General features: G+C 62.6%; 11 protein-coding genes. 5 read left to right on the forward strand and 6 right to left on the reverse strand.

Translation table 11 applies throughout. The features are described 5' to 3' along the window. Nucleotides 1-7 precede the first annotated feature (7 nt). Genes ACZ5Y5_RS14510 through ACZ5Y5_RS14525 form a run of 4 tightly spaced genes read left to right on the forward strand, consistent with a single transcriptional unit; the run spans nucleotide 8 to nucleotide 6,958 of the window. Complete coding sequence (locus tag ACZ5Y5_RS14510; RefSeq protein ID WP_464811206.1) at nucleotides 8-643, forward strand: urea amidolyase associated protein UAAP2; 636 nt, start codon at nucleotides 8-10, stop codon at nucleotides 641-643. Then, entirely contained in the window at nucleotides 640-4,236 is a 3,597-nt protein-coding gene (gene uca, locus ACZ5Y5_RS14515; protein WP_464811207.1) for an urea carboxylase, read from the forward strand. The genes ACZ5Y5_RS14510 and uca overlap by 4 nt, the downstream gene beginning before the upstream one ends. Beyond that, on the forward strand, nucleotides 4,233-6,017 hold the full coding sequence (gene atzF, locus ACZ5Y5_RS14520; protein WP_464811208.1) for an allophanate hydrolase: 1,785 nt from the start codon (nucleotides 4,233-4,235) through the stop codon (nucleotides 6,015-6,017). The genes uca and atzF overlap by 4 nt, the downstream gene beginning before the upstream one ends. Before the next feature lie 23 nt (nucleotides 6,018-6,040). Then, nucleotides 6,041-6,958, forward strand: a complete 918-nt coding sequence (locus tag ACZ5Y5_RS14525; protein WP_464811209.1) for a Vgb family protein — start codon at nucleotides 6,041-6,043, stop codon at nucleotides 6,956-6,958. A gap of 39 nt (nucleotides 6,959-6,997) precedes the next feature. Here the strand turns inward: ACZ5Y5_RS14525 and ACZ5Y5_RS14530 are convergent, their stop codons facing one another. The 5 genes from ACZ5Y5_RS14530 to ACZ5Y5_RS14550 form a co-directional block, all read right to left on the reverse strand. Then, nucleotides 6,998-7,333: a UrcA family protein gene (locus ACZ5Y5_RS14530; RefSeq protein ID WP_464811210.1), complete on the reverse strand. Its 336-nt coding sequence runs from the start codon at nucleotides 7,331-7,333 to the stop codon at nucleotides 6,998-7,000. A 125-nt stretch (nucleotides 7,334-7,458) separates the two neighbouring features. Then, nucleotides 7,459-7,821, reverse strand: coding sequence for a hypothetical protein (locus ACZ5Y5_RS14535; protein WP_464811211.1), 363 nt, complete (start codon nucleotides 7,819-7,821; stop codon nucleotides 7,459-7,461). Between the two features lie 16 nt (nucleotides 7,822-7,837). Beyond that, nucleotides 7,838-9,415 carry a tetratricopeptide repeat-containing sulfotransferase family protein gene (locus tag ACZ5Y5_RS14540; protein ID WP_464811212.1) on the reverse strand — a complete coding sequence of 526 codons (1,578 nt, stop codon included), beginning with the start codon at nucleotides 9,413-9,415 and terminating at the stop codon, nucleotides 7,838-7,840. Further along, on the reverse strand, nucleotides 9,412-10,356 hold the full coding sequence (locus ACZ5Y5_RS14545; protein ID WP_464811213.1) for a sterol desaturase family protein: 945 nt from the start codon (nucleotides 10,354-10,356) through the stop codon (nucleotides 9,412-9,414). Before ACZ5Y5_RS14545 ends, ACZ5Y5_RS14540 begins: the two co-directional genes overlap by 4 nt. An 87-nt stretch (nucleotides 10,357-10,443) precedes the next feature. Continuing rightward, nucleotides 10,444-11,379, reverse strand: a complete 936-nt coding sequence (locus ACZ5Y5_RS14550) for a LysR family transcriptional regulator (protein WP_464811214.1) — start codon at nucleotides 11,377-11,379, stop codon at nucleotides 10,444-10,446. 141 nt (nucleotides 11,380-11,520) lie between these two features. On the opposite strand from ACZ5Y5_RS14550, the gene ACZ5Y5_RS14555 reads away from it, so the two are divergent. Beyond that, nucleotides 11,521-12,519, forward strand: a complete 999-nt coding sequence (locus ACZ5Y5_RS14555) for an isopenicillin N synthase family dioxygenase (RefSeq protein WP_464811215.1) — start codon at nucleotides 11,521-11,523, stop codon at nucleotides 12,517-12,519. Between the two features lie 11 nt (nucleotides 12,520-12,530). On the opposite strand, the gene ACZ5Y5_RS14560 is transcribed toward ACZ5Y5_RS14555, so the two are convergent. Then, the gene (locus ACZ5Y5_RS14560; RefSeq protein WP_464811216.1) at nucleotides 12,531-13,133 is read right to left on the reverse strand and encodes a hypothetical protein; all 603 of its coding nucleotides are present in this window, start codon (nucleotides 13,131-13,133) and stop codon (nucleotides 12,531-12,533) included. Nucleotides 13,134-13,155: the final 22 nt, after the last annotated feature.

A 13,155-nucleotide genomic window follows, 5' to 3' on the forward strand; every position in this document is an offset into this window, starting at 1 on the left:
CGCCTCAATGAGCGCCGATATTCACCTGTCCGGTCTTCCGGGCGCCGTCCTCCATGACGTTATCGTGCCAGCGCGAGCGCCTTGGCTGCATCATGTCGCAGCCGGCCAGACCCTTCGGATCGTCGATCTGGAAGGTAACCAGGCGGTCGATTTCCTCCTCTATTCCGCGCAGGACGATGCGGAGCGTTACAGCGCGCAGGATACCATCTCCGCCCAGCGCAATCTGTTCCTTCGCGAAGGCACCGTGCTGCGGTCGAACGAGGGGCGGGCGATGATGACCATCACCGCGACTTCGGTCGATTATCACGACACGATCGGCGGCGCCTGTTCCTGCGAGTCCAATACTTTGCGCTACGGCCACCACACCAAGGCCGAGCATGCCTGCGTCGAAAACTTCCTGGAGGCCAATTTGCGGGAAGGCAGGGGCAAGCGCGACATTGTTTCGAACATCAATTTCTTCATGAACGTGCCGGTGGAGGCCGACGGATCGCTGGGCATCGTCGACGGTATCTCCGCGCCCGGCCTGACCGTGGACCTGCGAGCGGAGATGGATGTCATCGTGGTGGTTTCAAACTGCCCGCAGATCAACAACCCGTGCAACGGTTTCAACCCGACCCCCGTACGCATGATTGTCGCCGCATGAGCTTCGATACCGTCCTCATCGCGAACCGGGGTGCGATCGCCACCCGCATCATCCGCACGCTCCGGCGAATGGGCTTGCGCTCCGTAGCGGTCTATTCGAAGGCTGACGAGGATTCCCTCCATGTTGCGCAAGCCGACGAAGCCGTCTGCATCGGCGGGGCGCGCGCGTCCGAAAGCTATCTCAACATCGAGGCCATATTGGATGCGGCCCGCAGGACGGGTGCGGGCGCCATTCATCCGGGCTATGGCTTCCTTGCCGAGAATGTCGAGTTTGCCGAAGCTTGTGCGGAGGCCGGCATCATCTTCATCGGCCCCACGCCGGACAATATCCGCACCTTTGGCCTCAAACATAGCGCGCGCGCTCTCGCGGCCGCGCACGATGTTCCGCTCGCACCCGGCACGGACCTGCTGAAGGACGAGGCGCAGGCGGTGCTCGCCGCGCGCGACATCGGCTTCCCGGTGATCCTGAAGGCGACGGCTGGCGGCGGGGGCATCGGCATGCGCGTCTGCGAGGACGATGCCGCCGTCCGTGAGAGCTTCGCCGCCGTCGCGCGTCTGGGTGAAAGCAATTTCGGCGACGCCGGCATCTTTCTCGAGCGTTACATCCGGCGCGCGCGGCATATCGAAGTGCAGATATTCGGTGACGGAGAAGGGCGCGTACTGCCGGTCGGGGAGCGGGACTGTTCACTCCAGCGCCGCAACCAGAAAGTTGTCGAGGAAGCGCCCGCGCCCCTGCTGCCCGAAGCGGTGCGCAGCGAATTGATCGCCGCCGCCACGCGGCTGGGAGAGGCCGCGTGCTATCAGTCGGCCGGAACGGTCGAATTCCTCTATGATGCGGAACGAGAAGAATTCTTCTTCCTGGAGATGAACACTAGGCTCCAGGTCGAACATGGCGTCACCGAGGAGGTGATGGGCATTGATCTGGTCGAATGGATGATCCGTGGCGCAGCCGGAGACTTCTCCTTCCTCGATAGAGAGCCGCCGCGCCCCAATGGACATTCCGTGCAAGTGCGTCTCTACGCCGAAGATCCTGCGCTCGATTATCGCCCGACCTCCGGCACCCTGACGGCAGTCACGTTTCCGCCCGACATTCGAGCCGAAACCTGGTGCATGGCGGGCAGCACCGTCAGCGCCTGGTATGATCCGATGCTCGCGAAGCTGATCGTCCACGCGCCCACCCGCGCGCAGGCCGTCGCGGCCATGCAGGCGGCACTCGACCAAAGCCGTGTCGACGGGATCGAGACTAACCTGCGCTGGCTCCGGGAGGTGGTGCGTTCGTCTCCATTCGTCAGCGGGGAAGTTTCGACCCGGCTACTTGATGGCATTGCCTTTCATCCGCGCAGCATCCAGGTCGTCAGTGGCGGCACGGCGACGACCGTTCAGGATTGGCCCGGCAGGCAGAAATTGTGGGCCGTGGGCGTTCCGCCATCCGGTCCGATGGACGATCAATCGTTCCGCCTCGGCAACCGGCTGCTGGGCAATGCGGAAGGCACGGCCGGTCTGGAAGTCCTCCATACCGGCCCGACGCTGATCTTCACTTCGCCTGCGCGCATCTGTCTCACCGGGGCTGATTTCAGCGCCAAGCTAGACGGGACGCCGGTGCCTCGCGGGGTCGCCATCGACGTCGGAGAGGGAAGGACGCTTACCCTTGGCCGGGTGACGGGCGGCGGCATACGCGGTTATATCCTCTTTGCTGGTGGTCTCGACATCGCACCCTATCTCGGCAGCCGCAGCACGTTCGAGCTTGGCCAGTTCGGCGGCCACGCCGCGCGCCGGTTGCTGGCAGGCGATACGCTGCATCTGGCCGACGATGCGGTTGGGCCTGCGCTAGCGGAAGTGGCCCTGCCCCCACTGACGAACGAATGGACCTTGCGTGTGCTCTATGGTCCGCATGGAGCGCCAGATTTCTTCACCGACGAGGATATCGATGAGATTGTCGCGGCGGAGTGGCAGGTCCACTATAACAGCAACCGGACCGGGGTCCGGCTGATCGGTCCCAAGCCCCGGTGGGCGCGCGCGGACGGAGGCGAGGCGGGTCTGCATCCGTCCAACATTCACGACAACCCCTATGCGATCGGGGCCGTCGACTTCACCGGCGACATGCCGATCATCCTGGGCCCGGACGGCCCTTCGCTCGGAGGTTTTGTCTGCCCCTTCGTGGTGATCGCCGCTGATCGCTGGATCATGGGTCAACTCGCGCCCGGCGACAGGCTGCGCTTCGTGCCAGTCGATGTCGAGGATGCGCGGACGGCGGATCTGCATCAGCGCAGGCTGATCGCGTCGGGCGCGGCGCATGGGGTTGGCCCGGCGCGTCCGATCGGCGCGCTCACGCCCATTCTCGCGGAAATTCCGGCCACCCCCGATCGCCCACGCACGGTCTATCGCCAGCAGGGCGACCGCAATATCCTGGTCGAATACGGCCCCATCGTGCTGGATATCGAGCTGCGGATAAGGGCGCACGCGTTGATGGCGGAACTTGAGCGGCTCGCTCCCGCCGGGATTATCGATATCGTGCCCGGCATCCGCTCCCTCCAGTTGCATTTCGACGGCGAGATCATGGATCAGCGCGCCGCCCTCGACATGCTGATCGCGGCGGAGGAGCGGCTTGGCGATCTGGCGGATTTTGTCGTCTCGTCGCGTATCGTCCACCTGCCCCTCAGCTGGCGCGATCCCGCCACGATCGAGACGATCGAGAAATATATGAGTGCGGTCCGCGCCGACGCGCCATGGTGCCCCGACAACATCGAATTCATCCGGCGTATCAACGGCCTTCCCGATGCCGCTGCCGTGGAGAATCTGATCTTCGAGGCGAATTATCTCGTTCTGGGCTTGGGTGACGTTTACCTGGGCGCGCCGGTGGCGACGCCGGTCGATCCGCGGCATCGGCTCGTCACCACCAAATATAATCCCGCGCGCACCTGGACGCCGCCCAATGTGGTTGGGATCGGCGGGGCTTATATGTGCATCTACGGCATGGAGGGGCCGGGCGGCTATCAGCTGTTCGGCCGCACCATCCAGATGTGGAATACCCATCGGCAGACCGACGCTTTCACCGAGGGAAAGCCCTGGCTGCTGCGCTTCTTCGACCAGATCCGCTTCTACCCCGTCAGTGCAGATGAACTTGTCGAATGGCGCCGGGACTTTCCCAGCGGCCGACGCTCGATCAGGATCGAGCCGTCCGAATTTCGCCTTTCCGATTATCGCGCGTTCCTCGCCGAAAACGCGAAGTCGATCGGCGAATTTGAGGCGCGGCGACAAACGGCCTTCGATGAAGAGCGCGCTGAGTGGCAGCGGAATGGCGAGTTCGACCGCATCGCGCATCTTGTCGAAGCGGAGCAGCCACCGTCGGATGCGGTCCAGATTCCGGATGGGACCGATCTGGTCGAAGCGCCGTTTGGCGGCAGCTTGTGGAAACTGCTCGTTGAGCCCGGCGACGAGGTCGATGCTGGCGAAACGATCGCGATCATAGAGGCGATGAAGATGGAATGTGCCGTTCATAGCCCCGGAGCGGGCAGGGTAGAGGCGCTCTATGTGCAGGAGCGGCAGTCGCTGCAGCCTGGCGCGCCGATGATGGCGTTGAGGAGGCACGCATGAGCGCTCTCGCCGGAAGCCAGCTGAGCCGCCGCAGCGCATCGGCGATCGCCGATGCGGTGAATGCGGCACGCATGAGCGCTGTTGCCGTGGCCGAGGAGACGATCGCGCGTCTGGCTCTTTATGATGCGATTCAGCCCCAAATCTGGATCAGCCGGGTCGCGCCGGATGCTCTGATCGAGGCCGCCCGCGCGGTCGATGCGCGAGTGGGGGCAGGCGAAGTGTTGCCTCTTGCTGGCGTCCCCTTCGCGGTGAAGGACAATATCGATGTCAAGGGGCTCGATACGACCGCGGCCTGCCCTGCCTTCACCTATCGGCCGAAAGCTTCGGCCACGGTCGTTGAGCGGCTGATCGCGGCGGGGGCGATCTGCGTCGGCAAGACCAATCTCGACCAGTTCGCCACCGGGCTTAACGGTACCCGAAGCCCGTATGGCAGCCCCAGAAACGCTTACAACCTCTCCTATGTGAGCGGTGGCTCCAGCTCCGGTTCCTCGGTCGCCGTGGCGGCGGGACTGGTCGCCTTCGCGCTCGGCACCGACACCGCAGGCTCGGGCCGCGTTCCGGCAGCTTTCCAGCATTTGATCGGCTTCAAGCCCAGCAAGGGTCGATGGAGCAACAACGGCCTCGTGCCAGCCTGCCGCACCCTCGATTGCATTACCGCCTTTACGAGCGACACAGCGGACGCACGATTGATCGATTCTGTCGTAGCCGGTTTCGACGCGGCCGAGCCCTATTCCAAACCGCTTGCCGACCGGGCAATCGGGCGCAAGCGGATTGGCATCCCCCGGCGCGATCAGCGCGCCTTCTTCGGCGATGCGCAGTCCGAATATCTCTACGATCAAGCGCTCGACAAGCTCGCCACCCTCGCCGAACTGGTGGAGATCGACTATGCGCCGCTACAGGAAGCGGCGCAGCTCCTCTATAGCGGCCCATGGGTGGCGGAGCGATCCGCGGCCATCGCGGACCTGCTCGCCGACCATCCCCACGCCATCGATCCCACGGTGCGCGAAGTGGTCGAGCCGGGACTGACAATAAGCGCCGTCGATCTGTTCAACGGCATCTACCGGCTTGCCGAACTCAAGCGCCACGCCGACACGCTTTGGGGAAGTATCGACCTGCTCGCCTTCCCCACGACCGGCACGACATACCGGGTCACCGAACTGAAGGCTGCGCCGATCGCGCTTAACAGCGCTCTGGGCTTCTACACTAATTTCGTGAACCTGCTGGACATGGCCGCTGTCGCCGTCCCCGCCGGCATAAGGTCGAATGGGACCGGGTTCGGCATCACCCTGATCGGTCCCGCTGACAGCGATGTTGCGCTGCTCGATACCGCCGACGCCTACATCTCGGCCGCGGATATTCCGCCGCCGCCACCGCTCGATCTGGAGGGCAAAATGGAAACCGTAAAACTCGCTGTGGTCGGTGCTCATTTGAAGGATATGCCGCTGCACTGGCAACTCACCTCCCGCGAAGCGAAGTTCGTGGGCGCGTTTAAAACCGCTCCCAACTACCGCCTCTATGCAATGGCGGACAGCGTGCCGCCCAAGCCAGCACTGGTACACAGCGAGGATGGCGGATCGATCGCGCTGGAGGTTTACGAACTGGGTATTGCCGAGTTCGGCAGCTTCGTGGTCGAGGTGCCCGCCCCACTCGCGATAGGCACGGTGACGCTGGCCGACGGCAGCAGCGTCAAAGGCTTCGTCGCTGAGCCGCGCGCGCTGGCGGGGGCCGAAGACATCACCTCCCTGGGCGGATGGCGCGCCTATATCGCGCAGCGCGCCTGATCTTCGCAAGGAAAGGTCAAAGCATGAAACGGCTCAGGAGATTGATCATGACAGTGGCGGCAGGATGTGCGGCGTCCACGGCCCATGCGGAGCAGGTGATCGAGGTGCCGGGCTTTGCGGATTTCCTGGCGGTCGATGGCGACAGCGTCTGGGCGACCAATGACGGACGGGTCGAGCGCTGGTCGCAGCAGGGCAAGCTGGCCGCCGTTACCATGGCGAAGCCATGTGGCGCGATGGCTTTGTCCGGCGGAGCGCTATGGGTAGCCGATTGCCATGACAATGCGCTGGTGCGGATTGACACGCAAACCGCGCAGAAGACCGCGACGATCCCCACCGGCATCGCCAACCCCAAGGGCGAACTGAATGTGGTCGCGGGCGCAGGATCGATCTGGGTCGCCAGCGATCAGAAGGGCATCGTGTCCCGCATCGACCCGGCGACCAATCAGGTGACGGCCACCATCCCCGTCAATCTGGGCACCCATTATCTGGCGTTCGGCTTCGGATCGCTCTGGGCGGTCAGCAGCGAGAGCCGCTCGATCCAGCGCATCGATCCCGCCACCAACAGCGTCGTCAAGACGACCGCACTCGGCAAGGAGCCTGGTTTCCTCGCCGCCGGGGAAGGCGGGGTCTGGGTTCAGGAACAGGGCGACGGCACGGTCGTCCGCATCGATCCGGAAACAGGCGAAGTGACTGGTCGGGTCAAAGTCGGCGCGGTTCTTAAATGGGGTGACATCGACACGGGCGGCGGGCTTGTGTGGCTGCGCACCACGGAGGATCAGACCTTTGTAGTGATCGATCCGAAGTCGATGAAGATCAGGGCGCGCGTGGGGAAAGCGGAGGGCAGCGGGGCGCTGCGCTTCACAGATTCAGGAATCTGGACCTCCGCGCATGATGTGCATACGCTGACGTGGTGGCCCGATCCCGCCAAGCTCGCGAAATAAGGGCGTCCGCGGCGTCACCGAGCGCCGCGGAGCAGAGTCTCAGCGAGCAGAAGCCAGTCGGACGGACGAGCCATCGCCAGCCTTGGCGAGCCGCGCTTCGATCTGAGTACGGATATCAGCCGCAACTGCCGTGCGGCAATCCCGCGCCTTGGATTCAAGAGCAAGGTGCACGCCCGCCATATGATCACCGCACACGGCCCGCGCTGCTTGATCCATCCGGATGGCGAGGCTCTGCTGGCCAGCGGCGGTCGAAAGGTCCAACCCTTTGAGATCCAGGATGGCCGCGTCCTGAGCGAAGGGGTTGCCACTGGTCGTGCCAGCGATTGCCGGGGTCGCGAAAGCGAAAACCGCCAGGCACATGAAGCCAATTTTCATCATCTTCTCCTGCGCGAGAAACGAGCGCCGCTCTTCGGCGGCCGGCGCGTAGATAAGCCCAGGAGAGAAAACTTACAATATCTATTCCGAAAATGTTATTTTATTACTTTCATGCGGTCGAGTTATTACTTGGCTCTGACTACAAGCATGGCGAGGTCCTCTGCATGGCCTAGCAACCCGATCGGTAGATCGGCGTCTTGGCTCGAGTCATCGACGGCGACCGTGATGGTCCGTGCCAAAGGCGCCGACCAGGAACGGACGACGTGGACGGGCAAGCGGATCCGCCAGTTACGGCGGCCTTCGACCTGCACCGTGTGACCATTGATGCTGACGTTGGAAGAGATGTTGTTCCGATCACCAGAGATTAGCAAATAATTTTCCGACTGAAGCTCCACCAGACGCGTCTGTGGTGAGGAGGTGGCGGCCGCTGGCTCCGCGAACGCCGAGGCTAACGCGATGCAGAAGGCGAAAGTCTCCAATTTTGGCATGGTCGCGCGCTTCCTTTCAGTCGATGGAGATGCCGGATCGTTCGAAGAAGCGCCGGACCGGCTCCAGAACCTGCTCATGCCGCTTCCACCGGGCGACGGAGTCGCGGTAGATGGGCCGGCGGACCTGCGCGGCGCTGGGAGTGGAGACCGGCGTATCGTTGGTGTGGAAGGACAGGCATTCATCCGCCCATTCCAGCCGGCAATGGGCGAGCAGGCGGCGGCTCTGGCCCTCCTGGTCCGCCACAAGATCCTCGTAGCCTACTTCGATGATCCGCCCGGGCAGGGCTTCGCGCCACAGGGTCATCAGCCGGTCGAAGCGGACATAATAGGCGGCAATGTCGAGAAGGTCGTAGCTATAGTCGTAATAGCGCGAACCGACCGCAAAGAGATTGCGGAAGTTGCTGAGCACCGTGTCCATCGGGTGGCGACGGAGGCAGACGATCTTGGCCGCCGGGAGAGCTTGCGCGATGAATCCGGCATAATGGAAATTGCCTGGAAACTTGTCGATGAACCTACGGCCAAGGTCGCGCCGGTGGTAGCTGGCGCGTTGCAGGAAGTCGCGGCCGATCGCGCCCATGTCGCTCTGGGCAGCCGCGACGATCGTTTCGGGGTCCATGACCGTGGGCGTGCGCGAGCCTGCCGCCTTTTTGACAGCGAGTGGCATGGCCTGCAGCTCGCCCGCGCTTTCGACGTCCGGATGAGACGAGAGAATACGATCGACCAGCGTCGTGCCGGTGCGCGGCATCCCGATGATGAAGATCGGCGCATCGCGGGGGGCGTTTTCCGCAGGCGCGGCTGCGACGCTGGGCCAGTTCGCCTCTATCGCGTCGAAGATCGCGGCATCGCGCGCGAATTCGTAATGCATCGTTCGGCGATGTTCGGCATTGACCGCACAGAGCCGGTCCAGCGCTTCGTCCTGCCTGTCGAGATCCTCGAGTTCCTTCGCCAGCGCATAGCCGAGCAGCAGCCTGTCCCGCACGTCCACCGTCACTGAGTGGGTGCTGGCCAGCCGCTCGACATGATTATGCGCCGGCGATTGCTTGCGCAGGCTGGAAAGAAGGTGATGGGCGCGAGCATGATCCGGCGCCAGGGCGATCAACGCTTCCAGCGCCGCTTCGGCCTCCTCCGTCCGACCGAGGAAGTTGAGCGTCACGGCCTGGTTGTAGCGGAATTGCCTGTTCTGCGGATCAAGCATCGCCGCTGCTGAAAAATGGCCGAGCGCCGCAGCATGGTCCCCAAGGCGAGCATAGACGCAGCCCATCGTGTCCCGGCTCAGGGCGTCGGCGGGCAGCGCCTGCTCTGCCTCCCGGAGCACCGCAGCAGCTTCCCCATCCTGACGGACGAGGGTGAAGAGCTTGGCCAGCTGCGCGCGATATTCGCCCTGGGGGCTGAGTTTGATCGCGCGGTCAAGATGCCGGATGCCGGCATGAACGCGCCCGACGCTCGATTCCGCGACGCCCAGGAGAAAGTGACCCTCTGCGTCGCCGGGATTTTCAGCGATCAGCGTTGCCGCCAAGCGTTGAGTGGCGTTGATGTCACCCCGGGCGAGCGCTGTGCGCGCTGCGATCGCTTGACCGGAGCGCGTCGCCGTCATGCCGCTGCCTTCACTCCCCGGGCTTCTCTATCCAGATCATTTGCCGGTCCGTCCGGGGCTGGCTGACTCGCCGCGCGTCGCGCCCTGTATTTCTCGATCATCGGCGCGAATGGGAATAGCGTCTGCTCCCAGATGGTCAGCCGCTTGCGGTCATCCTGCCCGACGAGAATGCCCTCACCCTCGCGATAGGTGCCAAAGATCCGGTCCAGCAGGATCAGGGAGTTGCCGTAATTGCAACGAGTGCTCTCATAGTCGGTGGAATGATGCAGGCTGTGATGCCTGATCGTTGTGAAGAAGAAGGAGTACCAAATCGGCGGGTCGGCGCGCACATTGGCGTGGGCGAAGGTCGAAATAACGCCGGTGGTGTTCAAGGCGGCGAATATGGCCGTCTTGTCCAGATCGAACAGGGCGACGACGCTCAGGCTGATCAGGAACAGTTCGATCGGGTTGCCGACGGCGCCCTTGGCTGCATTAAGCTGGGTGATGTGGTGATGCGGCGCATGGGTCAGCCAGAAAGGCGTCCAATTATGCATCAGCCGGTGCATCCAATATTGGCCGAATTCGATCAGGAAGATCACCAGGGCGACCTGCGCCAGCCAAGGCATGTGCGCCGCCCATGCCGTGTTCAGCCCCAGAGAGGCTTTGATCGCGGCGAGCGGCTCCTCAGCCAGCTTTTGCGTCAGCCAGGCGATCACGGTCGCGCTGAGGACTGAATAATAAAGGTCCGTCACGAACGCCCGCTTGTTCATGCGCCAGCCGGCATGACGTTCGTGCACCGCCTCCAGAAGAAGGACGGCGATCACGATGAGCGGAGAAGTCACGGTGAGAGCCCAGGGATGATCGACCAGAGCCTGGGGGCCGAAAGCCCAAAATCCCAGAACGATCGCGATCATGACAGGGGGGATCAGGCTGAATAGCCGGTCTTTTAGGCTCGTTTCCATGCCGCAGCTCCTGACAGTACATCTACACTGCGCTGCGCTGCGTCATGAAGGGAGGTGGAAAATCCAGATGAAAGCCATAGATCATATTTATGCCCTCTGCGCACGCACGCGTCGAATGACCTCATCCCAGAAAAGCTGCGTGGCTGTGTCGCGGGCGGGCTCCGACCGGGCGAGCAGGAAGATGTCGTAAGCGGGCTCGAAGTCCGCATACAGCATCGGCCACAAGCGCCCGCTTGCCACGTCGCTTGCCGCAGCCGCGATCGGAAGGAAACCGATCCCTACGCCCATATTGATAAGCCGCCGCGCCTCGTTGATGTCCTCCGCCAGGCCGCTCACCACGGTGCCGAGCCGATAGCGCCGCCGCAAATGGGTGATCGCTTCTATTTCATCATCTCCGGTCAGGACGAAGCCCTGATCCTTCAGCTCACCCAATCGGCTCACGCGATAACCGAAATAGGGGTTGCTGCGCGAACAATAGAGCTGCTGCCGTTCGATCAGCAGTGGCTCGTACATCAGGCTTCCGCGAACACTGCTGTCATAGCCTACGCCAATCTCCACTTCGCCTTGCTCCAAGGCGTCGAGAAGCTGCCGCCAGGGAGACACCCGGATTTCGATGTGGATGGCCGGATTGCGCCGGTGAAAGCTGGCGATCGCCTCGTCAAACTCGGCCGACACGAGGCCCGACACGATCTGGATGCGGACGATGCCTTCAACCCGCTTGGTTGCCTGCGCGATCACATGCGGCATCATTCGGGCCGATTCCAGCATGTCTTCGCACAGCGCCATCATCGCCTTGCCGGCCGCAGTCATCTCCACGCCGGTGGCGGTGCGGTGGAGCAGCGGCGTTCCGACATGGTCCTCCAACCGTTTGAGCGCCGCGCTGATGCTCGGCTGTTGTCGATTGAGCCGTCGCGCCGCCGCGCCAATACCGCCGGCGCGAACGATATCCACGAAGGTTCGCATGAGGTTCCAATCGACGCGATTGGCGAATTTCCTGTCGATCAGCGGCGTTCGATCGTTCATGCGCGTGTTGCCCCAGTGATAGAAGATCGCGGCTCGGCCTTAAAATAGGGGGTCTGTGACCCGACTCATAGATCAAATCGATGGAAATCATAGCATCGGCCCATCTATCGCTATGCCCGGGGTGATCTACGCTGCCCAGCCATGACACAGTCCCACATCCTGCCCCTCGTCGATATTTCGGATCTTGCCAGCCCCAGGCTTGAGGATCGGCTCGCCGTCGCGCGCGAACTCGACCGTGCCTGCGTGGAGGCGGGGTTCCTCTACATATCGGGGGCACAGATGGATGACGCCTTGTTCCGCAGGATCGTCGCTCGCGCGCAAGCCTATTTCGCGCTCGATATCCATACCAAGATGACAAGCTATATTGGCCGTTCGGAAAACCATAGCGGCTATGTGCCGGTGGGCGAGGAGCAATTCGCCACTGGCCAGTGCGATCTTAAGGAGGCGTTCGACGTCAATTGCGACTATATGTCCTCCGAAGGGCGGCGACCGCTCCTTGGTCCGAACCTGTGGCCGGAAATGCCCGGATTCCGCGAAGATGTTGAGGCTTATTATCGCCATGTGACAAGCATCGGGCGCCAGATTTTTGGCGCCTTCGCCCTGGCGCTCGGCCTCGACGAAGATCATTTCGACGCGCATCTGCGGAACCCGCCAAGCCAGCTCAGGCTGATCCATTATCCCTTCGACGCGACGGCGGAGGATCGTCCCGGCATTGGCTCGCATACCGATTACGAATGTTTCACCTTGCTGTTCGCAACGACGCCCGGCCTCCAGATCATCGACAGGCAGGGCCAATGGATTGACGTTCCCTTGGTCAAGGGCACGATGATCATGAACATTGGCGACATGATGGAGATACTCTCCAACGGCCGCTATGTCGCGACACGGCACCGCGTGAAGAAGGTCAAGGAAGAGCGCTATTCCTTCGCGCTCTTCCATGCCTGCGACTATGACTATGTCGTTGCCCCGGTCGTAAGCGGGGAGCCGCCCCGTTATGCCCCGCTCAAGGGCGGCGAGCATCTGTTCAACCAGACCGCGCAAACCTTCGCCTATCTGAAGCGCAGGATCGCCAGCGGGGAAATCGTGCTGAACAGCCCCTTGCCCCTCGATTCCTTTGGATTGAACAGCAGTGCAGCCTAGCGGCGGGCCAGCTATGAATTTAGCAGCCTCTTTCTGAACAGCGATTTGACCAGCCGAGCTTCAAGGACACGTCCTACCACATAGAGTGCGGCGAAGAGCGCTGCGAAGACGTAGGCGGCCGTCGGCTTGGGCTTCTTGCCGTCCTCCTTGCTCTTGTCGTCCTTCTTAGGCTTTTCAGGCGCGGGTGCGCCCAGCGCTTTGTCGATCCAATGCTGCGGCAGTAGCTTGTCTTTCTTGTCGTCCTTCTTGCTGATTTCATGCGCCGGGGGCTTTGCGAGTTTGCCAGCGACTATCGTCAGCCCGGCGAAGCTGAGAAACAGCAGTGGCGCCAGGAAGCAGAACAGCAATGCCCGGCTGGTCAGGTGATAGCGAAGCACCGGCCCAGCCGGCCCCTTCTCGATCTTGAGAATACCGCCGTCGAAGACAGACATCTTGTCCTGAGCGGCCTGATCTTTCTTGCTGAAGGTCAGTGTGTCGCCGGTCCAATCATGGCTGGTGCCGGCTTCACGGAAGAGGGGGGTGAGCTTGCCGAAGGCCTCTTCGCTCGATTGCCCGGAGGCGAGCGCGAGGCTGCCCTTTATATGCCAGATCCAGTCCAGGAAACGCGCTGTCACATGATCTCCTTTTCGCAAGAGC

The organism is Sphingobium sp. TomTYG65, from assembly GCF_055395525.1.

What these genes read in the sequence shown, in the direction of transcription:
- ACZ5Y5_RS14530 (WP_464811210.1), bottom strand. Translation starts at nt 7,333, where the DNA reads ATGAAAATTGGCTTCATGTGCCTGGCGGTTTTCGCTTTCGCGACCCCG.
- ACZ5Y5_RS14535 (WP_464811211.1), bottom strand. Translation starts at nt 7,821, where the DNA reads ATGCCAAAATTGGAGACTTTCGCCTTCTGCATCGCGTTAGCCTCGGCG.
- ACZ5Y5_RS14555 (WP_464811215.1), top strand. Translation starts at nt 11,521, where the DNA reads ATGACACAGTCCCACATCCTGCCCCTCGTCGATATTTCGGATCTTGCC.
- ACZ5Y5_RS14540 (WP_464811212.1), bottom strand. Translation starts at nt 9,415, where the DNA reads ATGACGGCGACGCGCTCCGGTCAAGCGATCGCAGCGCGCACAGCGCTC.
- uca (WP_464811207.1), top strand. Translation starts at nt 640, where the DNA reads ATGAGCTTCGATACCGTCCTCATCGCGAACCGGGGTGCGATCGCCACC.
- ACZ5Y5_RS14545 (WP_464811213.1), bottom strand. Translation starts at nt 10,356, where the DNA reads ATGGAAACGAGCCTAAAAGACCGGCTATTCAGCCTGATCCCCCCTGTC.
- ACZ5Y5_RS14510 (WP_464811206.1), top strand. Translation starts at nt 8, where the DNA reads ATGAGCGCCGATATTCACCTGTCCGGTCTTCCGGGCGCCGTCCTCCAT.
- ACZ5Y5_RS14550 (WP_464811214.1), bottom strand. Translation starts at nt 11,379, where the DNA reads ATGAACGATCGAACGCCGCTGATCGACAGGAAATTCGCCAATCGCGTC.
- atzF (WP_464811208.1), top strand. Translation starts at nt 4,233, where the DNA reads ATGAGCGCTCTCGCCGGAAGCCAGCTGAGCCGCCGCAGCGCATCGGCG.
- ACZ5Y5_RS14525 (WP_464811209.1), top strand. Translation starts at nt 6,041, where the DNA reads ATGAAACGGCTCAGGAGATTGATCATGACAGTGGCGGCAGGATGTGCG.